Genomic DNA, 23,819 nt, shown 5'->3' with positions numbered 1-23,819 from the left:
CATGACCACCACTGTTGAGACGGCCACGGCGACGGGCCGCGTCGCGCGGGTCATCGGCCCGGTCGTCGACGTGGAGTTCCCCGTCGACGCGATGCCGGACATGTACAACGCCCTTCACGTCGACGTGGCCGACCCGGCCAACGCCGGCCAGAAGAAGACGCTGACCCTGGAGGTCGCCCAGCACCTGGGTGACGGCGTGGTCCGCGCCATCTCCATGCAGCCCACCGACGGTCTGGTCCGCCAGGCCGCGGTGACGGACACGGGCGCCCCGATCTCCGTCCCGGTCGGCGACTTCACCAAGGGCAAGGTGTTCAACACCATCGGTGAAGTCCTGAACGTGGACGAGAAGTACGAGGGCGAGCGTTGGCCGATCCACCGCAAGCCCCCGAGCTTCGACGAGCTCGAGTCCAAGACCGAGATGTTCGAGACCGGCGTCAAGGTCATCGACCTGCTGACCCCGTACGTCAAGGGCGGCAAGATCGGTCTGTTCGGCGGTGCCGGCGTCGGCAAGACGGTGCTCATCCAGGAGATGATCTACCGTGTCGCCAACAACCACGACGGTGTCTCCGTCTTCGCCGGTGTCGGTGAGCGCACCCGTGAGGGCAACGACCTCATCGAGGAGATGAGCGACTCGGGCGTCATCGACAAGACGGCCCTGGTCTTCGGCCAGATGGACGAGCCCCCGGGCACCCGTCTGCGCGTGGCCCTAGCGGGTCTGACGATGGCGGAGTACTTCCGCGACGTCCAGAAGCAGGACGTGCTGTTCTTCATCGACAACATCTTCCGCTTCACGCAGGCCGGCTCCGAGGTCTCCACCCTGCTCGGCCGTATGCCGTCCGCGGTGGGTTACCAGCCGAACCTGGCCGACGAGATGGGTCTCCTCCAGGAGCGCATCACCTCGACCCGCGGTCACTCGATCACCTCGATGCAGGCGATCTACGTCCCCGCCGACGACCTGACCGACCCGGCCCCGGCCACCACCTTCGCCCACCTCGACGCGACGACGGTGCTCTCCCGTCCGATCTCGGAGAAGGGCATCTACCCGGCCGTGGACCCGCTGGACTCCACGTCCCGCATCCTGGACCCGCGCTACATCGCGGAGGACCACTACAACACGGCCATGCGCGTCAAGACGATCCTGCAGAAGTACAAGGACCTGCAGGACATCATCGCGATCCTCGGTATCGACGAGCTGGGCGAGGAGGACAAGCTCGTCGTCCACCGTGCCCGTCGCGTGGAGCGCTTCCTGTCCCAGAACACCCACGTCGCCAAGCAGTTCACCGGCGTCGACGGGTCGGACGTCCCGCTGGACGAGTCGATCGCGGCCTTCAACGCGATCATCGACGGCGAGTACGACCACTTCCCGGAGCAGGCGTTCTTCATGTGCGGTGGTATCGACGACCTGAAGAAGAACGCGAAGGAGCTGGGCGTCTCCTGACCCCGTGCTCGTGACAGAGGGGGACGAGACCGACCCGGACCCCGGGCCGCGTCCCGTCCCCCTCCGTACGCCTACTAGAATTCATCCCAACACCCGGCAGTCCAGCCGGGTGGTGACCCGAGGAGCCTCTCTTGGCTGCTGAGCTGCACGTCGAGCTGGTCGCCGCCGACCGCCAGGTCTGGTCCGGCGAGGCCACCCTGGTCGTCGCGCGCACCACGTCCGGCGACATCGGCGTCATGCCCGGTCACCAGCCGCTGCTCGGTGTGCTGGAGTCGGGCCCGGTGACCATCCGTACGAGTGATGGTGGAACGGTCGTCGCCGCGGTGCACGGCGGTTTCATCTCGTTCGCGGACAACAAGCTGTCGCTGCTGGCCGAGATCGCCGAGCTGTCGGACGAGATCGACGTCCAGCGCGCGGAGCGGGCCCTGGAGCGGGCGAAGACGGAGGCGGACGCCTCCGCCGAGCGCCGCGCGGAGGTCCGACTGCGTGCGGTGTCGGGGCACTGACACAGGGCGCCATGTAAGACGTGACTCAGCCGCGGCTGGGACCGGAGCAATCCGGTCCCAGCCGCGGCTGAGGCGAATCCGGGTGTTTTTTCCGTTCCGTTACCTAGGAGACGAGGAGGTCGGTGGCGATGGTCCTCGCTCTGAGCGCGTGCGGATTGGTTGTGGCACTCGTGCTGGTGGGGCTGTTCGTCTTCGGCCTCAGGCGCCGTATCATCCAGCGCTCCGGCGGCACCTTCGACTGCAGCCTGCGGTGGAACGTCCCGGAGGAGCCCGACACCAGCGGCAAGGGCTGGGGCTACGGTATCGCCCGCTACAACGGTGACCGCGTCGAGTGGTTCCGGGTCTTCTCGTACGCGCCGCGCCCCCGCCGGGTGCTGGAGCGCTCGGCGATCGAGGTCGCCGGCCGGCGCGCCCCGGAGGGCGAGGAGGAGCTGGCCCTGCTCTCCGACGCGGTGATCCTCGCCTGCCACCATCGCGGCACCCGTCTGGAGCTGGCCATGAGCGAGGACGCGCTGACCGGGTTCCTGGCGTGGCTGGAAGCGGCTCCCCCTGGCCAACGAGTGAACGTGGCGTAGCCGCGTTCACTCGCTGGGCGGGGTCCCCCCGGACGACGTCCGCGGGAGCGCCAATATGGCCTGAGGCCTTCGATCAGGGTTACGACAGGCCGTTGCTCAGGGCGCTCACCAGTTCACCGTTGCCGGTGTCACCGCTGAACTCCCAGAAGAAGGCGCCGCCCAGGCCCTGGGACTTGGCCCACGCCATCTTGGTGCCGATGGTGGCCGGGGTGTCGTAGGACCACCAGTTGCTGCCGCAGTGGGCGTACGCCGTGCCCGCGACGGTGCCGGTGGCGGGGCAGGACGTCTTGAGCACCTTGTAGTCCTCGATGCCCTGCTCATAGGTGCCCGCCGCCGGGCCCGTGGCCGTGCCGCCCGGGGCGTCCTGGGTGACGCCGGTCCAGCCGCGGCCGTAGAAGCCGATGCCGACCAGCAGCTTGCTCGCGGGCACGCCGATCGCCTTGTACTTGGCGATCGCGTCGGCCGTGGTGAAGCCGGCCTTCGGGATGCCGTTGTACGAGGTGAGCGGGGAGTGCGGGGCCGTGGGGCCCTGGGCGTCCCAGGCGCCGAAGAAGTCGTACGTCATCACGTTGTACCAGTTGACGTAACTCGCGGCGCCCGCGTAGTCGGCGGCCTCGATCTTGCCGCCGGTGGAGCCGTCGGCGGTGACGGCCGCGGTGACCAGGGCGGAGGAGCCGAACTTGGCGCGCAGCGCGGCCATCACGTTCTTGAAGGCCGCGGCCCCGCTGGTGTCGCAGGACAGACCGCAGGCGTTCGGGTACTCCCAGTCGATGTCGATGCCGTCGAAGACATCGGCCCAGCGCGGGTCGTGCACGAGGTCGTAGCAGGACTGGGCGAAGCCCGCCGGGTCCTTGGCGGCGTCCGCGAAGCCACCGGACCAGGTCCAGCCGCCGAAGGACCACAACACCTTGAGGTTCGGGTACTTCGCCTTCAGCTCACGGAGCTGGTTGAAGTTGCCGCGCAGCGGCTGGTCCCAGGTGTCGGCGACGCCGCTGACGGACTGGTCGGCGGTGAACGCCTTGTCGTAGTCGGCGTAGGAGTCGCCGATCGCGCACTTGCCGCCCGTAACGTTGCCGAAGGCGTAGTTGATGTGCGTGATCTTCGCTGCGGAGCCGGAGGTCACCAGGTTCTTGACGTTGTAGTTGCGGCCGTAGATGCCCCACTCGGTGAAGTAGCCGAGCTTGACGGTGGAGCCGTTCGTCGGGGGCGGGTTGCTGCCGCCGCCGGTGGTGTGCACGGAGACCGCGCCGCTGACCGGGCCGGTCTGGTCGGCGGTGTCACGGGCCTGGACGGTGTACGCGTAGTCGGTGCCGGCGGTCAGACCGGTGTCCGTGTACGAGGTGGACGTCACGGTGGCGACCTTGGCGCCGTCGCGCAGGACGTCGTAGTTCTTGACGCCCTTGTCGTCCGTGGCCGCCGCCCACGACAGTTTCACCGAGGTGTCGGTGATGCCGGACGCGGTGGGGGTGCCCGGTGCGGAGGGCGGGTTGTCGCCGGGGAGCGTTCCGCCGTCGCAACCTCCGCCGTTCAGCTTGCAGTTGGCGGGGGCGCCGGAGCCCGCGCCGTTGAAGCCGAAGGAGACGGAGGCACCCGGGGCGAGGGTGCCGTTGTAGGACTTGTTCTTGGCGGTCCAGTGGGTGCCGGAGCTGGTGACGTCCGCGTCCCATGCGGAGGTCACGGACGTACCGGAGGGGAAGTCCCACTCGATCGTCCAGGCGCTGATCGTGGTGGTCCCGGTGTTCTTGACGGTCCACTTGCCCTCGAAGCCGGTGCCCCAGTCCTGGGTCTTGGCGTAGGTGGCGGTGGCCGACGCGGCATCCGCCGCGGCCGGGGCGGGGCTTGCGAGGCCGACCAGTCCGGCCAGTGGGAGCAACAGGGTCGCCAGCCCTGCCGCGGCTCGGTGTCTGACGCGCATGCGCGCCTCCTCCTGTCGATGTGCGCCGCCGGGGCGTCACAGCCGGTGTCGTGGGCATGACTGAGCCTTCAGCCCACAGTGCGGCGAGAATAGAAAGGTCTGGACCATAGGTCAATAGGTCTGGACCAGTGCCCAGGTGGGGTGCTAGATCCCCAACTCCCGGGCGAGTACGGCCGCTTGGACCCGGCTGCGCAACCGGAGCTTGTGCAGGAGCCGGCTGACATGGGTCTTCACCGTGGCCTCCGCCATATCGAGCCGGGCCGCGATCTCGGCGTTGGAGAGCCCCTCGCCCAGACACGACAGCACCTCCCGTTCGCGGCGGGTGAGCGCGTCCAGCACGGCCGGGTCGGCCCGCGGTTCCCGCGGACCTCCCGCGGCGAACTCCGCGATCAGCCGGCGGGTCACGGCCGGCGCGATCAGCCCCTCCCCGCGCGCCACCGTACGGACCGCCTCCACCAGATCCGCCGCCTCCGCGTCCTTCAGCAGGAATCCGGCGGCCCCGGCCCGCAGCGCGCCGAACACATACGCGTCGAGGTCGAAGGTGGTCAGCACCAGCACGTCGGCGAGCCCCTCGCCGACCACCTGCCGGGTCGCCGACACCCCGTCCAGCCGCGGCATCTGCACATCCATCAGCACCAGATCCGGCCGCAGCTCCCGGGCGAGCGCCACCGCCTCCTCGCCGTCCGCCGCCTCCCCGACCACCTCGATGCCGGACGCACCGCGCAGGATGAGCACCAGCCCGGCGCGTACGGCGGACTGGTCCTCGGCGACGAGCACACGGATCACGAGGGATCTCCTTGGGTCAGGGGAAGGACGGCGCGCACGGTCCACAGCGTCCCGTCCGGACCGGCGGTGAACGTACCGCCGAGCAGCGCGGCCCGCTCCCGCATCCCGACGAGCCCGGACCCGGAACCAGGAGCGCGCGGCGCGTCCGGGCGGCCGTAGGGACTGGCCACCCGCACGGCGAGGGCATCGTCGTCCTGGGCGAGGCACACCGTGACGCGGCCCGGCCCGGCGTGCTTGAGGGCGTTGGTCAGGGACTCCTGCACGATCCGGTACGCGGCCAGCTCCACCGGCGCGGGCACGTCCCCGCACCGCGCGTCGAGCGTCACGTCGAGCCCGTTGGTGCGCGCGTTCTCCACCATGGCGCCGAGCCCGTCGAGGGTGGGCGTGGCGGCCGGCGGCCGGTCGTCCGCGCGCAGGATGCCGATGAGCTGCCGCATCTCGGCGAGCCCCGCCACGCTGTTCTCCCGGATGACGCCGAGCGCGTCCCGGGAGGTCTCCGGGTCGTCGAGGGAGAGCGCCGCCGTGGAGTGGATGGCGATCGCGGAGAGATGGTTGGCGACCATGTCGTGCAACTCCCGGGCCACCCGCGCCCGTTCGTCGGCGACCGCCTGGGCACGGTCCATCTCGGCGAGCAGCGCGGTCTGTTCGGCACGCAGCCGGGCGGCCTCGGCGGCGTCGCGGTGGTCGCGCACCACCCAGCCCGTGGCGGCGGGCGCGAGGGTGACCACGCCGACCCCGACGCCGATCAGCAGCCCCCGCGGGTCGCGCCACAGGGCCAGGGGCAGGACCCCGCCGATCACCGTGAGCAGCCCCGTGACCCAGGGCAGCCGACGGGCGGAGGCCGGGGTGCCGTACAGGACGGCCGCGTACATCAGATCCGTGAACATCACGACGGTGGCCACGTTTCCCCGGGTCACCGTGTCGGCGCACACCGCGGCCGTGCCGACCAGCAGGGCGGCCTTCGGGTGGGTGCGGCGCAGCAGTTCGCAGCCGGCCGTGACGACGAGCGGCACCAGCAGCACCCACCGCGCCGGCCACAGCACCACCGGATCGTGGATCCCACGGGGGCTCAGCCCGAGGACCCACAGCAGCAGTCCACCGAGCAGCCCGGCCGCCGCGATACGCACATCGTCACGGTGGGGGCGGGGGAGTCGAGGGGCCATGACCCCATCCAACACGGCGCCCGCGCCTCCCGCGTGCGTCCCCGGAAGGGTCCCCGACTGCATCTTTCGATGTACCCGCACCTCGTCACCGCCGACGAGGCCCCGGCCGCGGGCCGCCGGGAGCCTGGAAGGAACGGGGATCGAGAGGAGCGAACCGTGATCGTCGGCTTGATCGTGGCGTGCGAGGCCGGGTTCTGGGTGCTGCCGGCGGCCGGCCTGGCCGCCCGCTGTCTGCTGAAGTGGCGCCGTACGAGCGTGGCGTTGCTGCTGGGCGAACCGCTGCTGGAGGTCGTGCTGTTCGTGGCGACGGCCGTCGACCTGGAGAACGGCGCCGAGCCCGGCTGGGAGCACGGCCTCGCCGCGCTGTACATCGGCTTCACCGTGGGCTACGGCCACCACACGATCCAGTGGCTGGACGGCCATGCGGCACACCGCCTGGCCGGTGCCCCCCGCCCGCCGAAACCGCCCCGCTACGGATCGGCACGCGCCCGGCACGAGGGCCGGCTCTGGCTGCGCACCCTGCTGGCCGCGGCCGTGGCCGCCGCCCTGCTCCAGGCGGCGATCTGGTACGTGGGCGACGGGGAAGGCGCCGGCCCGCTGAGGTCCTGGCAGTGGGCGGCGCTGCGGATCACCGTGATCCACGGGCTGATCGCCCTGACGTACGCGCTCTGGCCCAAGAAGGCGCCGGCTGCCGCTGCCACCCGTACGGAGGAGGGTCGTACGCTTTCCGGACGATGAGGAGGGACGCATGAGTCATCCGGCACGTCTTGGGGGCGTCCTGGTCGTGGACGACGACGCGGCCATCCGGCGTTCCCTGGAGCGCGGGCTGCGGCTGAGCGGCTTCGCGGTGCGCACCGCCGGCAGCGGGGCGGAGGCGCTCGCCGCCATCGGGGACGCACCGCCCGACGTGCTCGTCCTCGATGTGTCGATGCCCGGCATGAGCGGCATCGAGGTGTGCACCCGGCTCCGCGACGAGGGCCAGGACCTGCCCGTCCTCATGCTGTCCGCGCTCGACGAGACCGCCGACCGCATCGCCGGCCTCCAGGCGGGCGGGGACGACTACCTGGTCAAGCCGTTCGCCCTCCAGGAACTCGTGCTCCGGCTGCACGCGCTGCTGCGCCGCAGGCCGCCGACCGGCCGTGAGCTGCTGCGGGTCGCGGACCTGGTGATCGACCCGGCGGCGCGCACCGCCGAGCGGGCCGGCCGGCCGCTGGAGCTGACCCGGCGCGAGTTCGAACTGCTGGAGGTGCTCGCCCGCAACGCCGGTCTCGTCCTCACCCGCGACCAGCTCCTGGACCGGGTGTGGGGCTACGACTTCGAGGTGCGCACCGACGCCGTCGACACCTTCGTCAGCTATCTGCGGCGCAAGCTGGAGGCGGACGGCGGCACACGGCTCGTGCACACCGTGCGGGGGGTGGGCTTCGTCCTGCGGGGGGAGCCGTCATGAGACTGTCCACCCGTATCGGACTGGCCGTGGGACTCACCGTCCCGCTGCTCGTGCTCGCCTCCGGCTGGCTGCTGCTGCGCCTGGTCGCCCAGGACTTGCGCCATGAGGAGGACGACCATCTGCGCCAGCGGGCCACCGCCGTGGCCCCGGACGCCCGCTCCCTGCTCCGCGCGGCCGCCGCCGGCAGGCCCCGCGCGGCCGACACCAGGGAACGGCAGCTGTACAGCGCCGCGCTCGATGTCGGCGTCCGCGTCGTCGGGCCCACGGCGACCTTCAGCGGCGGGCCCCAGCCCGATGCCTCGGTCGCCCTCCCCGCGCGGTCCGCCGGACCGGTCACCGTGCGGGACGCCGGGCACAGCTGGCGGGCCCTGGCCGTGCCGATCCGGGGCCCCCGCGTCACGGGCACCCTCTGGGTGTTCCGGCCCGACACCGCCGATCGCACCCAACTCCGGCTCGTACGGCGCCGGGTGGTGCTGACCGCCCTGCTCGCCGCTCCGCTGTCCGGCCTGCTCGCCTGGGGTGTGGCCACCGGTGCCACCGGCCCGCTGCGCCGGCTCGGCCGCCGCGCCGCGGGCCTCGACCCGCGGACCAGCGCCGCCCGGCTGGACCACGAGCCGACCGGGGTGCGGGAGGTCGACGACCTCGCGGTCACCCTGCGGACGGTCCTCGCCCGCTACGACGAGCAGGCCGCCCGCACCGCCGAGGCCCTTCAGACCGCCCGCTCCTTCTCCGCCGCCGCGTCGCACGAACTGCGCACCCCGCTGATGAGCATGGGCACCAATCTCGACATCCTCATGGAGCACCCCGCTCTGCCCGAGCCCGACCGCACGGAGGTCCTCAGCGATCTGCGCCGAGAGCACGCCCGTCTGCTCGGGCTGCTGCTGATGCTGCGTGAGCTGGGGCGGGGCGATCTGGTGGAAGCGGAGGCGTTCGGGACGGTGGACGTGGCGGAGACGGCGGACGCGGCGGTCGCCGAGGCCCGGCGCCGCGATCCGCACGCCCGGATCACGCTGCGGGCCGAGCCGGGGCTCACCGTGCCCGGCTGGGAACCCGGACTGCGGCTGCTGCTGGACAACCTGCTCGTCAACGCGCTGGCGCACGGACGGGACCCGCGGGGAGGCGCGACCGTGGACGTCGGGGTGGCGGGCGACGGCGGCGCGGCCGTGATCACGGTGGACGACCGCGGTCCGGGCGTCCCCGCCGAGGCCCGCGGGTGGATCTTCGAACGGTTCCGGCGGGGACCGGACAGCGCGGGCTCCGGTCTCGGCCTGACCCTGGTCGCCCAGCAGGCGGCCCTGCACCGGGGGAGTGTCACGGTGACGGACCGCCCGGAGGGGGCCGGGGCGCGGTTCGAGGTACGGCTGCCGAGGGCGGGCGGGGCGCTGCCCGAGCGGCGGGACTGGCTGATCGGAGCAGCCGGGGCAAACCGGTCACAGAGTTCCCACAAAGACGGTTCCTAGCCTCCGCTGCGACGGACGGACGACGGGCCCGTCCGGGAACGGAGGCGACCATGAACGTACGACGAAGGCGGCGCACCCTGCTCGCGGGGCTGGCCACGGCGGCGCTGCTGGTGAGCGGGGCCGGGGCGGCCGCGGCCGCCGGCTCGACCGCACCGGCTCCGGCCGCCGGCTCGACCGCTCCGGCTCCGTCCGGCGACGGGGCGCAGGCACTGTGCAAGCGCGTGCCGAAGATCGACCGGAGGATCGAGCGGGCGCTCAAGCGGCTCGACGGGGGCGTGGGCGTGCGGGGGTCCGTCGCGCGGCTCCAGCAGCGCGTGGACAACGCCAAGAAGGCGGGCCACGGCGAGATCGCCACCTATCTCCAGCACCGGCTGGACTTCCGCAAGTCCCTGGTGCCGACGCTGGAGCAGCGGCAGAAGGACCTCGTAGGGGTCAAGAGCTGGTGCTCGGCCCATGGGAACGGAAAGGCGGCGAGCTGATGCGGGGGCGGCGGATGCTGCGGCTCGCGGCCCCCGCGGTGGTCCTGCTCGTGGGCCTCACCGCGGGCTGCGCAGCGGGCCACGGCACGGCTGCCCCGCCCGCCTCGTCCGCCACGCCCTCCGGTTCCGCGGACACGCGGCAGGAGACACAGCAGGACATGGAGAAGAAGGTGGCCGCCGCGGAGTCGGCGCTCACGGCGGCGGACCGGGACGCCGCACAGGGCGACGGCGACCGCTGAGGACGGGGATGCGCCGGCCGGTGTGCGCCCGATGGGGGAGTGCCGGCCGGTGTCCGCCTGATGGGGGATCCGATGGGGGAGTGCCGGCCGGTGTCCGCCTGATGGGGGAGTGCCGGCCGGTGTCCGCCTCATGGGGGGAGTGCCGGCCGGTCAGCGTGTGGTGAGGGACGCCGGTCAGCGCTCCCCGCCCGGGACCCACAGCACGTCCCCGGTCTCCTTGTTGGCATGGCGGGCCAGGATGAACAGCAGGTCCGACAGCCGGTTGAGATAGGTCGCGGTCAGCGGGTTCATCACCTCGGCGTGGACCTCCAGCGCGGCCCAGGTGGAGCGCTCGGCCCGCCGTACGACCGTGCACGCCTGGTGCAGCAGGGCCGCGCCCGGGGTCCCTCCGGGCAGGATGAACGAGCGCAGTTTCTCCAGCTCGGCGAGGAAGCGGTCGCAGTCCGACTCCAGCCGGTCGACATAGAACTGCTCGACCCTCAGGGGCGGGAACTCCGGGTTCTCCGCGACCGGCGTCGACAGGTCCGCGCCCACGTCGAACAGGTCGTTCTGGACGCGGGTGAGGACCTTGACGACCTCCTCGTCGAGGCGGCCCAGCGCGATCGCGGTGCCGATCACCGCGTTCGCCTCGTTGGCGTCCGCGTAGGCGGCGATGCGCAGATCGGTCTTCGGCACCCGGCTCATGTCCCCGAGGTGGGTGCTGCCCTTGTCGCCGGTCCGCGTGTAGATGCGCGTCAGATTGACCATGTGACCAGCGTAATGAGAGCCCGGCCGGGTGGAACACCCCGTGCCCTCGGGCCACGGGGGGCCGGAGCGACGCGGGCGCCGGGGAGCAGCCGTTGGGCGGCCGGATGCTCAAGTAGGCCGTCCGGGCGGCGGCATGATTCCTGGCGGTGTGAAGTCCGTCATGTGAGACGTGACGCGCGTTACTAACCGGTCACACAGCGCCTTCAGGGCGCTAGGGTCCGGCCGAGAGGCCTTACAGGACAGCGCGTCAGGGGAGTCGCACAGTGGCACGGAAGCTTGCCGTCATCGGAGCCGGACTCATGGGATCCGGTATTGCGCAGGTATCGGCCCAGGCCGGTTGGGACGTCGTCCTGCGTGACGTCACGGACGAGGCGCTGACGCGCGGCACGGACGCCATCAAGGCCTCCTACGACAAGTTCGTGAGCAAGGGCAAGCTCGAGGCGCACGACGCGGACGCCGCGCTCGCCCGCATCACGGCGACCACCGACCTGGACGCCGCCGCCGACGCGGACATCGTCGTCGAGGCCGTTTTCGAGAAGCTCGAGGTCAAGCACGAGATCTTCCGGACGCTCGACAAGATCGTGCGCGAGGACACCGTGCTGGCGTCCAACACCTCCGCCATCCCGATCACCAAGATCGCGGCGGCCACCGAGCGCCCGGAGCGGGTCGTCGGTGTGCACTTCTTCTCCCCGGTGCCGATGATGCAGCTCGTCGAGCTGGTCCGCGGCTACAAGACCAGCGACCGGACCCTGGCCACGGCGCGCGAGTTCGCCGAGTCCGTCGGCAAGACCTGCATCGTCGTCAACCGCGACGTCGCGGGCTTTGTGACGACCCGTCTCATCTCGGCGCTGGTCGTCGAGGCGACGAAGCTGTACGAGTCGGGCGTGGCCACCGCCGAGGACATCGACCTCGCCTGCAAGCTGGGCTTCGGGCACGCCATGGGACCGCTGGCCACGGCCGACCTCACCGGCGTCGACATCCTGATGCACGCCACGAGCAACATCTACACCGAGTCCCAGGACGAGAAGTTCGCTCCGCCGGAGCTGATGCGCCGGATGGTTGACGCCGGTGACTTCGGGCGCAAGACCGGGCAGGGCTTCTACACGTACTGAATCCGCACGTACTCCTGAGGTATCACCTCATCGAGTGAATTCGGTATCGGTTCGCTTACAGACGGCAACCTGATGGCGCTCGGCGCAGTCAGAAGTTGCACAAGCACAACCACAACACGGAGTACGGGCGACGCACTCTCGGGGAGCGCATATGCACATCAGGGGCGACCACGCCGAGCTGGTCGTCGGGGGCCGCCTCGACGTCCGCAGCGCGGCGGACGCCCGTACGGTCCTGCACTCGGCCGTCGACGACGGGATCGGCGACCTGGTGCTCGACCTGTCCGAACTGGACTCCTGGGACGCCACCGGACTCGGGGTGATCATGGGCGTCCACCGGCGGGCCGGGCGGTGCGGCCGGCGGCTGGTGCTGCGGGCCGTCCCGCCGCAGATGCAGCGCCTGCTGGTGGCCACCCGGCTGCACCGGATCCTGGCCATCGAGGGCGGTATCGGCGTGGAGTCGCTTCCCGGGGTGTGAGTGCCCGGCGCGCGGCGTCACGCGAGTGAACGGCCACGAAACGCACGTCGCGCGCAATCCTCACGAGACTGTGACGTCTCGGGCCGGGCGGTACCCCGGCTTGTCAGAGATACTGTGCGAAGGTTTAGGGTTCGGCTGCCCGCCGCCCGCGTCCCTCGTGCGGGCACCGGACCAGAAGCGACGAAGCAGTGTGCGGCAAGGCCGGGAGGGGCTCAGCACACGACGCTTTTGGGGGGCTTGGACCTATGGACCCGAACCAGCCGGGACCCGAGCAGTACGGTCACGACGGCGCCCATGCCACACCGCGCCAGCGCCCGCCGCGGGATCCCATGACATCCGACTTCGTACAGCCGGCACCGGCACTCGCGCGCACGGTGCAGCTGGTGACGGACGACTTCCTGGTCACCGTCAACCCCGTCGACGGCAGCGAGATAGAGGTGTGCCCGCCCGGGCAGCGGCCCGAGCCGCCGGTGAAGTACTCCGCCGCCGAGCGGGCGGAGAAGGCCCGCGCCGCGAAGCCGCCGGTACCGCCCGGGCCGGCCCGGCCCCAGCCGCCCCTGCTGGAGCGCCAGGAGGAGCGGGAGCGTCTGGTACGGCTCCTCGCGCGCGGCCGCTCGGTCCGGCTCACCGGGCCGTCCGGCTCCGGCCGCACCGCGCTTGCGGACCTCGTCGCGGAGGACTGCGCGGACCTCGCCCCCGACGGCGTGATCCGCCTGACCGGCTGCCGGCGCACCACGAGTGACCTGCTGTACGACCTCTTCGCCGCCGTGTATGACGCGCCCCTGTTCCGCCCGGGCCGGGAGGAGCTGGCGCGGTACCTCCGGGAGATCGGCGCCGTCGTCGTCCTCGACGACCTGGAGTTCGGCGGCAGCGCGCTCGACGAACTGCTCGACGCGACGCCCGAGTGCGCCTTCCTGCTCGCCGCCACGCCCGAGGTGCCCGCGCCCTCGGCCGACTCGCATGTGGAGGAGGTCTTCCTCGGCGGACTCGACCGTCCGGGCAGCCTGGAACTCCTGGAGCGCGCCGTCGGCCGCGACCTCACCGAGGAGGAGACCAACTGGGCGGGCGACCTGTGGTTCGAGTCCGAGGGGCTGCCGCTGCGCTTCATGCAGGCCGGGGCGCTGCTGCGGCAGCGGGACCGGCAGCGGGCCGAGGAGGACGCCGTCGACGAGTACGGCGTCTTCCAGGACCTGCCCGGCACCAAGGCCGCACCCGAGCAGACCGGCGCCCCCGCGCCCCACGACGCCGGGGACGGACCCGACGTCGCGCTGCCGTCGCTCGCCGAGGCCGCCGCGGCCGCCCCGCTGCTCGCCTCCCGGCTCAGCACCTCGGCGCGCGAGACGCTCAAGTTCGCGGTCGCGCTGGGCGGCGAGGTGCCCCACCAGACGCATCTTCCGGCCCTGGTGGACGACACCCACGCGGACGCGGCGCTCGCCGAGCTGGCCGACTGCGCGCTGGTCTCCCCGGCCGGCTCCCGCTACCGCCTCGCGGCCGGGGTGCTGGCGCAGCTGGAGGCGGCCGGGTATGCGACCGGGGCGGAGGAGTACGCGCTCAAGGCCGCCCAGCACTACTCCTGGTGGGCCGGACACCCCTCCGTCACCCCGGCGAGGGTCGTGGCCGAGGCGGACGCCGTGCTGGCCGCGCTGGCCGCCCTGGCGCCGCTCTCCCCCCGGGTCCCGGCCTCGTCCGAGCAGGAGGGGGCCCCGGCCTCGCCCGGAGAGGACGAGGAGGACAGCCCCGCCGTGCGGCTGGCCCGGCAGGCGGCGCCCGCGTTCGCCGCGGGTCTCGACTGGGGGGCGTGGGAGCGGGCGCTGCGCTCCGGCGCGGAGGCCTCCCGGCTCGCCGGTTCGGTCAGTGAACAGTCCTACTTCCACCATGAGTTGGGCATACTCGCGCTCTGCGCGGGCCAGGTCGACCGGGCCCGCGCCGAACTCGAGGCGTCCATCGGCCTGCGCGGCGCCCTCGCCGACAAGCGCGGCACGATCGCCGGGCGGCGCGCCCTCGCCCTGGTCTCCGACCGTGCGGCCACGGGGACGCTCGACGCGCGCGCCGTGGCCGGTGAGGAGACGCCCGACACGCGCCAGGAGGAGCCCGGGTCCCCGCCCTTCGGCGTGCCGGCCGCCTTCGGTCCGGCCGCGTCGGGCAGCGACACGGCGACGCTCGTCACCTACCAGGCGACGGCCACGCCGGCGCCCCGGGCCGGCGGCATCCGCGGTGTGGTGTGGGGCACCCGGCGCAATCTGGTGGCCGCGGGCGCGGGAGCGGCCCTGGTCGCCGTGCTCGGCACCGTGGTGACCCTCGGCATGACCGACAACCACAGCGACACCCCGTCCGAGAACGTCCGCGTGGGCCCCTCGGCAAGCCAGGGCCCGAACGGCGACGGCCTCGGCGCGAACAAGGCCGGCGGCGGCGACACGGGCGGCGTGGGCGTCGCGAGCCGCCCGACCGACCCGGGCAAGGACGGCGTCCTCGGGACCTCGGACGACCCGACACCGCCCGGGAACACCCGGCCGCCGCAGAGCGGCGAGCCGTCCACCGGTGGCGCGTCCTCGGGCTCGTCGCCCAAGCCGTCGGGGTCGTCCAGCGCGTCGCACGGCGGCGGCACGGGTGGCGGCACCACGGGTGGGACAACCGGCGGTACCACCGGCGGGACGACCGGCGGTAGCAACGGCGGGACGACGGGTGGGACGACCGGCGGTAGCAACGGCGGGACGACGGGCGGTACCAACGGCGGTACCAACGGCGGTACCACCGGCGGGACGACCGGCGGTAGCAACGGCGGGACGACGGGTGGGACGACCGGCGGCACCAACGGCGGGACGACGGGTGGGACGACCGGCGGCACCAACGGCGGTACCACGGGCGGCACGGACGGCGGCACCACGGGTGGGACGACCGGCGGCACCATGACGCCGACGTCCAGCGTCTCGGCGAGCGGCCCGACGCCCAGCGCCGGGGGCTCCTCCGCCCCCGCGTCCTCCGGCACCTCCAAGGCGGCGAACCTCGCCTGACCGCCGCCACGACCGACGGCCGGGGCCGAGCCCCTGTGGAACGGGCTCGGCCCCGGCCGTCGGTCGGCGGAGCCGCAGGGTCGGACCAGCGGGCTCAGAACAGCCGCAGCTTGTCGTCCTCGATGCCCCGCAGCGCGTCGTAGTCCAGGAGCGCGCAGCCGATGCCGCGGTCCGTGGCGAGGACACGGGCCTGGGGCTTGATCTCCTGGGCCGCGAAGATGCCGCGGACCGGGGCGAGATGCGGGTCGCGGTTCAGGAGCTCCAGGTAGCGCGTGAGCTGCTCCACCCCGTCGATCTCGCCGCGCCGCTTGATCTCGACCGCCACGGTCCCGCCCTCGGCGTCCCGGCACAGGATGTCCACCGGGCCGATCGCCGTCATGTACTCGCGGCGGATGAGCGTGTAGCCCTCGCCGAGGGTCTCGATGCGGTCGGCGAGCAGCTCCTGCAGGTGCGCCTCCACGCCGTCCTTGATCAGACCGGGATCCACGCCCAGTTCGTGGGAGGAGTCATGGAGGATCTCCTCCATTGTGATGATCAGTTTTTCGCCCGTCTTGTTGATGACGGTCCAGACGCCCTCCTCGTCGCCCGTCCCCTCCTTCAGCGTGCAGGGCGGCGACATCCAGTTGAGGGGCTTGTAGGCCCGGTCGTCCGCGTGGATCGAGACGCTGCCGTCCGCTTTCACCAGGATCAGACGGGGTGCGGAGGGAAGGTGGGCGGTGAGCCGACCCGCGTAGTCGACGGAGCACCGGGCAATGACGAGACGCATGGTCGGCAACGCTACTCGACCTCACCGCCCCGACGCGATTCGCCCTCCTCGTCCCCCCGGACGGCCGCCCACCCCGCGCCCTCCGTTTCACCCGGGATGCCCCCGTTCGCCATTGGCTTGTTGTGTGCCTAATGGGAGTCGGCTCTGCGCGCATTCTCCTGGTGCCGTCACCGTCCGTTGCCTACCGTAGTAAACGGGAGGTCGCGTGTTGTGTACGCAGCGTGTTCGAGATTGCGAACTCCCTTCCCTGTCCGTCAACCCCTGTTGTCTCGGGGTGCGAGAGGAGTACCCATGTCGCTCGACGTCTCACCGGCCCTACTCGAAAAGGCCGAGCGAGGCGAGGTCGACGAAGCCGATTTCGTCGACTGCGTCCGGACCTCCCTGCCCTATGCGTGGGAGATGATCAGCTCCCTGGTGGCCCAGCTGAAGGTGGACGGCGGCCAGTTCGCCGACAACCAGACGCCCCCGCCGGACGAGCAGGCACGTGGACAGCTGCTGCGTGCGCTTGCGAGTGACGCGATACGCGGCGCGCTGCAGCGGCACTTCGGAGTGCGCCTGGCCTTCCAGAACTGCCACCGGGTGGCGGTGTTCCCGCTGGACTCCTCAGTGGACGACACGTTGGCTCGCTTCACTTCGGTCCGCAGTCAACTGCTCAACCAGTCGCCGGAACTGCGCGACTGCTGAGTCACACCAAGCCGTAAGGCTTGCCGCTCGGTACGCGGGAGGTGCTTCTGTACCGGAGCGGCAAGCTCCCGCCGGGCCCGGGTGACGGGCCCGGCCCGGCGGGCTCAGCGGAGCTGGGGGAGCACTTCGGCACCCAGCCTGCGCACGTTCTCCTCCGTGGCCGCGAGGTCCCCGGAGCCCTCGAGCAGCAGGGCGAAGCGGCGGATGCCCGTCCGCTCCGAGGTGGCGGTCAGACGGTCGGCGCACAGCCGTGGCGTGCCCACCGGGTGCAGTCCGCAGAGCAGTTCGGTGTACGCCAGCGGATCCCGCATGGTCCGGTTCCGGCCGTCGACCGTCACATGCGCGTCGAGCCCCTGTTTCAGCCAGCCTGGCATCGCCTTCGTCAACGTCTCGACCGCGTCGGTGCGGCGGTCGGCGATCTGGCAGACGCCGGCCGAGACATGACCGGCGCGGGCGATCGCGTCTGCGTCGATTCCGGCCGCGCGGGCGCAACTGCGCCACTGCGCGACCATGTCGGCCTTCTCCTCGTCGCCGACATGCATGCCGAGGAGCATCGGCAGCCCCCGCTCGGCCGCCAGCCGCACGCTCGCGGGCGAGGTGCAGGCCACGACGACCTCGGGACCCTCGGTGTCGGTGAGCGACTCGGACGGGCGCGGGACGACCGGGACTTCACGGAAGGTGAATCGTTCCCCCGCGGCGCCGACGGACGGTTCGCGCAGCCAGCGCACCAGCAGATCGAGTGATTCGGGGAAGTCCCTCTCGTACGCCCGCAGGCCCGTGCCGAAGACCTCCAGATCCACCCAGGGGCCGCCGCGTCCCACCCCGAGGGAGAAGCGGCCGCCCGTGGTGAGGTGCAGCAGCGCGGCCTGCTCGCCGAGCGCCACCGGGTGGGCGGTGGGCAGGACGCTCACCGCCGTGCCGACCCGGATCCGGTGGGTGCGGCCCAGCAGGAGGGCTGCCAGGGTGATGGCGGAGGGGCACGTCCCGTACGGTACGAAGTGGTGCTCGGCCAGCCACACCGCGTCCAGGCCCGCCTCCTCGGCCACTTCGGCCGACCGCACCGCACGGTGCAGCGCCTCCCCCTGTCCCTGGCCCGGAAACTGGGCGGCCAGTACAAAACTTCCTACGCGCATGGCATTTCCTGCTTTCCTGGCTCCGACACGGAGCTCCCCCACCCGGCATAACTGCCTGACATGTGCCTAAGTCACGGCCTCTCGGAGAGATTTGCGGATTGTCTGCAGAATCGGCCGGTGAGAGGGGGTTCTGTCAGGGTTGGATACGTACGCGTACCCCCGCAGGGCCCGCGTAGGCTGGATACGGTCCCTGCTCCCCGCATGACTCCGTGAGGTGTTCCGTGTCGCCGCGTCGCAACCGTCCCAAGGGCTCAGGTTCGTCCGGCCGGAGCGCGGAGGGCGACGACCAGCTCCGCTACGGTGGCCGGCAGACCACCGAGAGCTGGCGCGGCGAGGAGTGGAGCGTGCGCCATGTCGCGGGCGCCGCCGCCGAGGGCAAGACCTACCGCTGCCCGGGCTGCGACCAGGTGATCCCCTCCGGCGTCCCGCATGTGGTGGCCTGGCCCGAGCACGCGGGCGTGGACGACCGCCGGCACTGGCACCGGGCGTGCTGGAACGCGAAGGACCGCCGCACCACGCGGGTGCAGCGGTCCCGTAACGCGCCGAGGTACTGAGGGCGGACTACACGTCCCGCCGCTCCAGCAGCAGCCAGGCGCCCGCGAAGGCGGCGGCGGTGACTCCCGCCATGATCCACAGCGGGTCCCAGCCGGACGGGCCCGAGGAGGTCAGGGAGTTGGAGTAGAAGACGCTGAGCTGGTTCGGGATCGAGTACTCGAACAGGGCCTTGCGCACGCCGTCGAGCGAGTCCGAGAACATGAAGAGCGCGATGACCAACGGGGCCAGCACCAGGCCGATCATGATGGTGATGGCGCCCGCCGAGTGCCGGATGACCGAGCCGACGGCGAGCGAGAGCAGCCCGAGCAGCGCCAGGTAGAGCGAGATCCCGAGCGTGCCCTTCAGCCACTCCCCGCCGGAGGGCGTCCGGGCGCCGTCGAGCAGGGCCACATCGGCGAAGGCGACCAGCCCGACGGAGACGAGGGTGACGGTGAACGCGACCGCGAAGAACACCACCGCCTTCGCGGCCAGCACCCGCCCGCGGGAGGGGCAGGCGACCATCGTGGTGCGGATCATGCCGGTGCCGTACTCCGAGGCCGTGGTCAGCACGCCCAGCGTGATGAGGCACATGCTGCCGAGCAGCAGCCCGAAGACGCCGAACGACAGCGGATTCTGCCCGGTCAGCTCCGCCGTCCCGGAGTTGGCGGCCACCAGCACGGCGACCAGCAGACCGATGCCGACGACGAGCAGGACGAACACGCCCAGCGTCCACATCGTGGAGCGCACCGACCTGATCTTCGTCCACTCCGAGGCGATGGCGTTCCCGAGGTGCGTGCGCACCACGGGGATCGGCGAGGTGTAGGTGGGATACGCGGAGCCGGGGGCCGTCTGCCAGGCGGGCGCGGCCTGCGGTATCGGGGGCTGGGGCGTGCTCATCGGGCGTCCTCGGACTCGGTCAGGTCGGCGGCGGGTGCGGAAGCGGAGGCAGGGGCGGCGGCAGGAGCCGGAGGCGTGGCCGCGGGCGGCTGCTGGGGCGCGGAGTCCGCGGGAGCCGTGACGGCGGGCGCGGCGGCCGGAGCCGGGGCCTCCTCCTGCTGGGCCGGCTGAGCGTAGGGGGTGGGCCGCCCGTTCGCGACGGGCGCGCCCTGGCCGTCGTAGGGCCCCGCGGGCGGCTGTCCGGGCAGCGTGAACGGCTGGCCGCCCTGCTGGGGCGGCGGCGGGGCGTACCAGCCCGGCTGGCCCTGTCCCGGCACCGGCATCGGCGGCTGGACGCCGGGCGGCAGCGGCTGCATCAGACCGGCCTTCTGGTCGATCGTCGAGCGGTAGTCGACGGCGGCCTGCGTCATCCGCATGTACGCCTCTTCCAGCGACGCCTGGTGCGGCGAGAGCTCCCACAGGCGTACGTCGCTGTCGTGCGCGATGTCGCTGATGCGCGGCAGCGGCAGCCCGGTGATCCGCAGGGCGCCGTCCTGCTCGGGCAGCACATGCCCGCCCGCCTCGGTGAGCGCGGAGGTCAGCTTCTCGCGCTGCTGCGGCTCGGCGTCGGGCGTGCGCACCCGCGCGAAGTCCGCGGAGTTGGCGGAGATGAAGTCCTTGACGCTCATGTCGGCCAGCAGCTGCCCGCGCCCGATCACGATCAGGTGATCGGCGGTGAGCGCCATCTCGCTCATCAGGTGGGAGGAGACGAAGACCGTACGGCCCTCCGCCGCCAGCGCCTTCATCAGATTGCGCACCCAGAGGATGCCCTCGGGGTCGAGGCCGTTGACCGGCTCGTCGAACAGCAGCACCTGGGGGTCGCCGAGGAGCGCGGCGGCGATGCCGAGGCGCTGGCCCATGCCGAGCGAGAAGCCCTTGGACCGCTTCCTGGCCACGTCCTGGAGCCCGACGACGGCGAGCACCTCGTCGACGCGGCGGGCCGGGATGCCGGACAGCTGGGCCAGGCTGAGCAGGTGGTTGCGGGCGGTCCGGCCGCCGTGCACGGCCTTGGCGTCGAGCAGGGCGCCCACCTGGCGGGCGGCGTTCGGCAGCCTGCGGTACGGGTAGCCGCCGATCGTCACCTGCCCGGAGGTGGGATTGTCCAGGCCGAGGATCATGCGCATGGTCGTCGACTTGCCCGAGCCGTTGGGCCCGAGGAAGCCGGTGACGGCACCCGGCCGCACCTGGAAGGAAAGGTTGTACACGGCCGTCTTGTCGCCGTAGCGCTTCGTCAGGCCGACTGCCTCGATCATGCTCCGCACCCATCGAAAGGTTCAGGACGTCAGGGCCCACACTGTCCCCGTAAGGGTTAGGAGGATATCCGGGCGCTGACGGTTCCACTCAAGAGAATGCAAAAGCCCGCAGGTCAAGGGAGTGAATTGGGCATTACCCGGCAAAGACGGCGGTCCTGGCCGGTCGGCGCCGCCCAGGGCGCGAGGTGATATGGAGGCGGGACGTTCAGGCGTCCCTTCTTCGCAGCAGGACGCAGCCTCCGGCCAGCGCCGCGGCCACCCACAGCACCATGATCCCGAGGCCGCCCCAGGGGCCGTAGGGGGTGTCGTCGCCGAGGCTCGGCACGACCTGAAGGATCCTGCTGCCGGCCTGGTCGGGCAGGAACCGGCCGATCTTCTTCGTCGCGGAGACGCTCCCGAGCACGGTGGAGATCAGGAAGAAGAACGGCATCAGGATGCCGAGCGAGAGCATCGGCGAGCGCAGCATCGCCGCGACCCCCATCGAGAACATCGCGATGAGCGTCATATAGAGCCCGCCGCCGAAGACCGCGCGCAGCACGCCGGGCTCGCCCAGCGACGCCCGGTAGGGGCCGAGCACCGCCTGACCGAGGAGGAAGGCGGCGAAGCTGGTGGCCATGCCGACGACGAGGGCGAGCGCCGCCGCCACCGCGACCTTGCCGAACAGGAAGGTGCCGCGCCGGGGGACCGCGGCGAGCGAGGTGCGGATCATGCCGGTGCTGTACTCGTTCGACACGACGAGCACCCCGAACGCGATCATCGCGAGCTGGCCGAGGCTCATCCCGGCGAAGCTCACATAGGTCGGGTCGAAGGAGAGCCGGTCGGCCGGGAGCGTCCGGTCGTACTCGCTGCGGGTCAGCGCCGAGATCAGCATGCCGAGGACCACGGTGACGACCAGGGCCAGGGACAGGGTCCACACCGTGGACGCCACCGACCGGATCTTGGTCCACTCCGAGCGCAGCACCTGCGTCGCCGCCATCGCTCAGCCTCCCTTTCCCCGGCCGGCGCCCCACCCGGCGCGCGACGCCTGCCGAGGCCAGCCGTCGCCGGGCACGTCGCCGTGCGCGTGGTACTCCACCGCCGGTGCCGTCAGCCGCATGAACGCCTCCTCCAGCGAGGCCTGCCGGGGGCTCAGCTCATGCAGCACGATCTGGTGGCGGGCGGCCAGTTCGCCGATCAGCTCCGCCTTCTCGCCGTCCACCTCCAGCGCGCCGCTGCCGCACTCGACGACCGTGATGCCCCCCTCGTGCAGCACATCGAGCAGCCGCTCGCGCTGCGGGGTGCGGATCCGGACGTAGGTCCGGGAGTTCTGCCGGATGAAGTCGGCCATGGAGGTGTCGGCGAGCAGCCGGCCCTGGCCGATCACCACGAGATGGTCGGCGGTCAGCGCCATCTCGCTCATCACATGGCTGGAGACGAACACGGTCCGCCCCTGCGCCGCCAGCGATTTCATCAGGGTGCGGATCCAGTGGATGCCCTCGGGGTCGAGGCCGTTGGCCGGCTCGTCGAACATCAGGATGCGCGGGTCGCCGAGGAGCGCGGCCGCGATACCGAGACGCTGGCCCATGCCGAGCGAGAAACCCTTGGCCTTCATGCGGGCGACGGAGGTCAGGCCGACGGTGTCGAGGACCTCGTCGACGCGGGAGGCGGGAAGGCCGTTGCTCTGCGCGAGGCACAGCAGATGGTGGAAGGCGCTGCGCCCGCCGTGCACGGCCCCCGCGTCGAGCAGGGCGCCGACGCAGGTCAGGGGGTCCTTCAGCCGGTCGTAGCGCATGCCGTCGATACGGACGTCGCCCGCCGTGGGGTGATCGAGCCCCAGCACCATCCGCATGGTGGTGGACTTCCCGGCGCCGTTCGGCCCGAGGAAGCCCGTGACCACGCCCGGTCGGACGGTGAACGTGAGGTCGTCGACCGCCAGTTTCCCGCCGTACCGCTTGGTCAGCCCCTCCAGCTCGATCATGCGGCCACCGTAAGACGGGCGTTCGGGGCCTGCCACCCGAGCCGGTCGGCCGGCGGAGGGGGGCCGTGCCCGCAGACGGCAGGGCCCGCACCCCGGGGGGTGCGGGCCCTGTCACACACGTCCGGTCAGGCGTTACCGGGACTGCTGCGCTGGCACCCCGCGGGAGATCGGCTCGTCCTCGGCCGGCGAACCGGCGGCGGCCACCGCCGCGCCCGTGAGCGTCGCGAGCATCTCGCGGACGTTCGTGAGCTGGGCGTTGATGGAGTCGCGACGGTTCGTCAGCGCCGCCAGCTCCCGCTCGGATTCCGAGCGGATGCGGTCGGCCTTGGCGTTCGCGTCGGCCACGATGTCCTCGGCCTGGCGCTGGGCCGTCTCCACCGTCTGGCGGGCGCGGCGCTCCGCGTCCGTGCGCAGCTTCTCGGCCTCCAGGCGCAGCTGCTCGGCGCGGTGCTCGATCTCGGCCAGACGCTTCTCGGCCTTGGCCTGACGGGAGGCCAGGTCGCGCTCGGACTGCTCACGCCGCTTGGCGAGGTTCGTCTCGAAGTCGGCGGCGGCCTGCGCGGCCTTGGCGCGGGTCTCCTCGAAGAGGGCGTCCGCCTCCTCGCGCTTGGACTGCGCGTCCTTCTGCGCCTCGGCGCGCAGCTGCGAGGCGTCGCTCTTGGCCTTCTCGACGATCCGGACGCCCTCGTCCTCGGCCTTGGCCTTGCGCTCCGCAGCGAACGATTCTGCGTCGTTGCGTACCTGCTGGGCCGCCGACTCGGCCAGCTCACGGTGCTGCTCGGCGGCGCGGCGGGCCTCCTCGCGCAGGTCCTTGGCCTCCTCCTCGGCGAGACGGAGGATCTTCTCGACGCGCGCGCCGAGACCGGCATACGACGGCTCCGCGTCGCTGACCTGGGCCTGGGCGTTCTGCGTCTCGAGGTGGAGCTCCTCGATGCGCTTTTCCAGAGCGGTGATGCGGGCGAGAGCGCTGTCACGGTCGGAGACGAGCTTGGAGATCCGTTCGTCCACCTGAGCGCGGTCGTACCCACGCCGCACAAGCTCGAAGCCGTAGGGGGAAGTGTCGCTCATGGGGTTCCTGTCGAATGAGACCGGTGAGGTGATAAGGGAATCCTAGGGGTCGATGCGGCGTGTCATCGAGCGGATGCGTGTTTGATCTGGAGAATGACACTCCTTTTGGGTGGCTAACTGTCCGGGGGCTTGCCA

The 23,819-nt window shown here is 71.8% G+C and carries 24 protein-coding genes; 13 read left to right on the top strand and 11 right to left on the bottom strand.

What is annotated here, in order from left to right:
* The first annotated feature begins 1 nt into the window (after position 1).
* From atpD to ACIP94_RS15720, 3 genes are all read left to right on the top strand, one after another.
* Positions 2-1,438 carry a F0F1 ATP synthase subunit beta gene (atpD, locus tag ACIP94_RS15730; RefSeq protein ID WP_402425135.1) on the top strand — a complete coding sequence of 479 codons (1,437 nt, stop codon included), beginning with the start codon at positions 2-4 and terminating at the stop codon, positions 1,436-1,438.
* Positions 1,439-1,569: 131 nt separating this feature from the next.
* On the top strand, positions 1,570-1,944 hold the full coding sequence (locus ACIP94_RS15725) for a F0F1 ATP synthase subunit epsilon (protein WP_311697346.1): 375 nt from the start codon (positions 1,570-1,572) through the stop codon (positions 1,942-1,944).
* 128 nt (positions 1,945-2,072) lie between these two features.
* A complete protein-coding gene (locus ACIP94_RS15720; RefSeq protein ID WP_402425132.1) occupies positions 2,073-2,519 on the top strand; it encodes a DUF2550 domain-containing protein in 447 nt (148 codons plus the stop codon).
* Between the two features lie 79 nt (positions 2,520-2,598).
* Here the strand turns inward: ACIP94_RS15720 and ACIP94_RS15715 are convergent, their stop codons facing one another.
* The 3 genes from ACIP94_RS15715 to ACIP94_RS15705 form a co-directional block, all read right to left on the bottom strand.
* Positions 2,599-4,434 (bottom strand): glycosyl hydrolase family 18 protein, encoded by a 1,836-nt coding sequence (locus ACIP94_RS15715; RefSeq protein ID WP_402425129.1) that lies wholly within the window; start codon positions 4,432-4,434, stop codon positions 2,599-2,601.
* Positions 4,435-4,578: 144 nt separating this feature from the next.
* A complete protein-coding gene (locus ACIP94_RS15710) occupies positions 4,579-5,220 on the bottom strand; it encodes a response regulator (RefSeq protein WP_402425126.1) in 642 nt (213 codons plus the stop codon).
* Positions 5,217-6,383, bottom strand: a complete 1,167-nt coding sequence (locus ACIP94_RS15705) for a sensor histidine kinase (protein WP_402425124.1) — start codon at positions 6,381-6,383, stop codon at positions 5,217-5,219. Before ACIP94_RS15705 ends, ACIP94_RS15710 begins: the two co-directional genes overlap by 4 nt.
* Positions 6,384-6,539: 156 nt before the next feature.
* On the opposite strand from ACIP94_RS15705, the gene ACIP94_RS15700 reads away from it, so the two are divergent.
* From ACIP94_RS15700 to ACIP94_RS15680, 5 genes are read left to right on the top strand one after another with little or no spacing between them, the layout of a single operon-like run.
* Positions 6,540-7,121, top strand: coding sequence for a hypothetical protein (locus ACIP94_RS15700; protein ID WP_402425121.1), 582 nt, complete (start codon positions 6,540-6,542; stop codon positions 7,119-7,121).
* A 10-nt stretch (positions 7,122-7,131) separates the two neighbouring features.
* Positions 7,132-7,830: a response regulator transcription factor gene (locus ACIP94_RS15695; RefSeq protein WP_402425118.1), complete on the top strand. Its 699-nt coding sequence runs from the start codon at positions 7,132-7,134 to the stop codon at positions 7,828-7,830.
* A complete protein-coding gene (locus tag ACIP94_RS15690) occupies positions 7,827-9,290 on the top strand; it encodes a sensor histidine kinase (RefSeq protein WP_402425115.1) in 1,464 nt (487 codons plus the stop codon). The genes ACIP94_RS15695 and ACIP94_RS15690 overlap by 4 nt, the downstream gene beginning before the upstream one ends.
* A 50-nt stretch (positions 9,291-9,340) precedes the next feature.
* A complete protein-coding gene (locus tag ACIP94_RS15685; protein ID WP_402425112.1) occupies positions 9,341-9,769 on the top strand; it encodes a hypothetical protein in 429 nt (142 codons plus the stop codon).
* Positions 9,769-10,008 carry a hypothetical protein gene (locus ACIP94_RS15680; protein ID WP_402425109.1) on the top strand — a complete coding sequence of 80 codons (240 nt, stop codon included), beginning with the start codon at positions 9,769-9,771 and terminating at the stop codon, positions 10,006-10,008. Before ACIP94_RS15685 ends, ACIP94_RS15680 begins: the two co-directional genes overlap by 1 nt.
* A 174-nt stretch (positions 10,009-10,182) precedes the next feature.
* Here the strand turns inward: ACIP94_RS15680 and ACIP94_RS15675 are convergent, their stop codons facing one another.
* The gene (locus ACIP94_RS15675; protein WP_402425106.1) at positions 10,183-10,755 is read right to left on the bottom strand and encodes a cob(I)yrinic acid a,c-diamide adenosyltransferase; all 573 of its coding nucleotides are present in this window, start codon (positions 10,753-10,755) and stop codon (positions 10,183-10,185) included.
* A gap of 263 nt (positions 10,756-11,018) precedes the next feature.
* Here ACIP94_RS15675 and ACIP94_RS15670 point away from each other — a divergent pair, with 263 nt between their 5' ends.
* From ACIP94_RS15670 to ACIP94_RS15660, 3 genes are all read left to right on the top strand, one after another.
* Complete coding sequence (locus tag ACIP94_RS15670) at positions 11,019-11,867, top strand: 3-hydroxyacyl-CoA dehydrogenase family protein (protein WP_402425104.1); 849 nt, start codon at positions 11,019-11,021, stop codon at positions 11,865-11,867.
* A gap of 151 nt (positions 11,868-12,018) precedes the next feature.
* On the top strand, positions 12,019-12,342 hold the full coding sequence (locus tag ACIP94_RS15665) for an STAS domain-containing protein (RefSeq protein ID WP_311697334.1): 324 nt from the start codon (positions 12,019-12,021) through the stop codon (positions 12,340-12,342).
* Positions 12,343-12,587: 245 nt separating this feature from the next.
* A complete protein-coding gene (locus tag ACIP94_RS15660) occupies positions 12,588-15,353 on the top strand; it encodes an ATP-binding protein (RefSeq protein ID WP_402425101.1) in 2,766 nt (921 codons plus the stop codon).
* A gap of 94 nt (positions 15,354-15,447) precedes the next feature.
* Here the strand turns inward: ACIP94_RS15660 and nucS are convergent, their stop codons facing one another.
* Complete coding sequence (nucS, locus tag ACIP94_RS15655) at positions 15,448-16,119, bottom strand: endonuclease NucS (protein WP_402425098.1); 672 nt, start codon at positions 16,117-16,119, stop codon at positions 15,448-15,450.
* Positions 16,120-16,410: 291 nt separating this feature from the next.
* Here nucS and ACIP94_RS15650 point away from each other — a divergent pair, with 291 nt between their 5' ends.
* The gene (locus tag ACIP94_RS15650) at positions 16,411-16,803 is read left to right on the top strand and encodes an SCO5389 family protein (RefSeq protein ID WP_402425095.1); all 393 of its coding nucleotides are present in this window, start codon (positions 16,411-16,413) and stop codon (positions 16,801-16,803) included.
* A 104-nt stretch (positions 16,804-16,907) separates the two neighbouring features.
* On the opposite strand, the gene ACIP94_RS15645 is transcribed toward ACIP94_RS15650, so the two are convergent.
* Positions 16,908-17,936 (bottom strand): LLM class flavin-dependent oxidoreductase, encoded by a 1,029-nt coding sequence (locus ACIP94_RS15645; RefSeq protein ID WP_402425092.1) that lies wholly within the window; start codon positions 17,934-17,936, stop codon positions 16,908-16,910.
* Positions 17,937-18,157: 221 nt separating this feature from the next.
* Here ACIP94_RS15645 and ACIP94_RS15640 point away from each other — a divergent pair, with 221 nt between their 5' ends.
* On the top strand, positions 18,158-18,490 hold the full coding sequence (locus ACIP94_RS15640; RefSeq protein WP_402425090.1) for an ATP/GTP-binding protein: 333 nt from the start codon (positions 18,158-18,160) through the stop codon (positions 18,488-18,490).
* Between the two features lie 7 nt (positions 18,491-18,497).
* Here ACIP94_RS15640 and ACIP94_RS15635 read toward each other — a convergent pair whose 3' ends face one another.
* From ACIP94_RS15635 to ACIP94_RS15615, 5 genes are all read right to left on the bottom strand, one after another.
* Positions 18,498-19,367 carry an ABC transporter permease gene (locus ACIP94_RS15635; protein WP_402425087.1) on the bottom strand — a complete coding sequence of 290 codons (870 nt, stop codon included), beginning with the start codon at positions 19,365-19,367 and terminating at the stop codon, positions 18,498-18,500.
* Entirely contained in the window at positions 19,364-20,659 is a 1,296-nt protein-coding gene (locus ACIP94_RS15630; RefSeq protein ID WP_402425084.1) for an ABC transporter ATP-binding protein, read from the bottom strand. Before ACIP94_RS15630 ends, ACIP94_RS15635 begins: the two co-directional genes overlap by 4 nt.
* Before the next feature lie 205 nt (positions 20,660-20,864).
* Positions 20,865-21,635, bottom strand: coding sequence for an ABC transporter permease subunit (locus tag ACIP94_RS15625; protein ID WP_402425081.1), 771 nt, complete (start codon positions 21,633-21,635; stop codon positions 20,865-20,867).
* A 3-nt stretch (positions 21,636-21,638) separates the two neighbouring features.
* Entirely contained in the window at positions 21,639-22,616 is a 978-nt protein-coding gene (locus ACIP94_RS15620) for an ATP-binding cassette domain-containing protein (RefSeq protein ID WP_402425078.1), read from the bottom strand.
* Positions 22,617-22,748: 132 nt separating this feature from the next.
* Entirely contained in the window at positions 22,749-23,684 is a 936-nt protein-coding gene (locus ACIP94_RS15615) for a cellulose-binding protein (RefSeq protein ID WP_402425075.1), read from the bottom strand.
* Between the last annotated feature and the right edge of the window lie 135 nt (positions 23,685-23,819).

This window comes from Streptomyces sp. NPDC093261, assembly GCF_044753645.1.
GTDB lineage: Bacteria > Actinomycetota > Actinomycetes > Streptomycetales > Streptomycetaceae > Streptomyces.
Note: the sequence above shows the minus strand (reverse complement) of the source record. Positions and strands in the feature narration are given on the sequence as shown.

Excerpts from the sequence above, each read along its gene's own strand:
- ACIP94_RS15630 (WP_402425084.1), bottom strand. The coding sequence starts at position 20,659 with ATGATCGAGGCAGTCGGCCTGACGAAGCGCTACGGCGACAAGACGGCC.
- ACIP94_RS15695 (WP_402425118.1), top strand. The coding sequence starts at position 7,132 with ATGAGTCATCCGGCACGTCTTGGGGGCGTCCTGGTCGTGGACGACGAC.
- ACIP94_RS15720 (WP_402425132.1), top strand. The coding sequence starts at position 2,073 with ATGGTCCTCGCTCTGAGCGCGTGCGGATTGGTTGTGGCACTCGTGCTG.
- ACIP94_RS15620 (WP_402425078.1), bottom strand. The coding sequence starts at position 22,616 with ATGATCGAGCTGGAGGGGCTGACCAAGCGGTACGGCGGGAAACTGGCG.
- ACIP94_RS15625 (WP_402425081.1), bottom strand. The coding sequence starts at position 21,635 with ATGGCGGCGACGCAGGTGCTGCGCTCGGAGTGGACCAAGATCCGGTCG.
- ACIP94_RS15680 (WP_402425109.1), top strand. The coding sequence starts at position 9,769 with ATGCGGGGGCGGCGGATGCTGCGGCTCGCGGCCCCCGCGGTGGTCCTG.
- atpD (WP_402425135.1), top strand. The coding sequence starts at position 2 with ATGACCACCACTGTTGAGACGGCCACGGCGACGGGCCGCGTCGCGCGG.
- ACIP94_RS15715 (WP_402425129.1), bottom strand. The coding sequence starts at position 4,434 with ATGCGCGTCAGACACCGAGCCGCGGCAGGGCTGGCGACCCTGTTGCTC.
- ACIP94_RS15645 (WP_402425092.1), bottom strand. The coding sequence starts at position 17,936 with ATGCGCGTAGGAAGTTTTGTACTGGCCGCCCAGTTTCCGGGCCAGGGA.
- ACIP94_RS15615 (WP_402425075.1), bottom strand. The coding sequence starts at position 23,684 with ATGAGCGACACTTCCCCCTACGGCTTCGAGCTTGTGCGGCGTGGGTAC.
- ACIP94_RS15660 (WP_402425101.1), top strand. The coding sequence starts at position 12,588 with ATGGACCCGAACCAGCCGGGACCCGAGCAGTACGGTCACGACGGCGCC.
- ACIP94_RS15685 (WP_402425112.1), top strand. The coding sequence starts at position 9,341 with ATGAACGTACGACGAAGGCGGCGCACCCTGCTCGCGGGGCTGGCCACG.
- ACIP94_RS15705 (WP_402425124.1), bottom strand. The coding sequence starts at position 6,383 with ATGGCCCCTCGACTCCCCCGCCCCCACCGTGACGATGTGCGTATCGCG.
- ACIP94_RS15635 (WP_402425087.1), bottom strand. The coding sequence starts at position 19,367 with ATGAGCACGCCCCAGCCCCCGATACCGCAGGCCGCGCCCGCCTGGCAG.
- nucS (WP_402425098.1), bottom strand. The coding sequence starts at position 16,119 with ATGCGTCTCGTCATTGCCCGGTGCTCCGTCGACTACGCGGGTCGGCTC.
- ACIP94_RS15690 (WP_402425115.1), top strand. The coding sequence starts at position 7,827 with ATGAGACTGTCCACCCGTATCGGACTGGCCGTGGGACTCACCGTCCCG.
- ACIP94_RS15650 (WP_402425095.1), top strand. The coding sequence starts at position 16,411 with ATGTCGCTCGACGTCTCACCGGCCCTACTCGAAAAGGCCGAGCGAGGC.
- ACIP94_RS15665 (WP_311697334.1), top strand. The coding sequence starts at position 12,019 with ATGCACATCAGGGGCGACCACGCCGAGCTGGTCGTCGGGGGCCGCCTC.
- ACIP94_RS15675 (WP_402425106.1), bottom strand. The coding sequence starts at position 10,755 with ATGGTCAATCTGACGCGCATCTACACGCGGACCGGCGACAAGGGCAGC.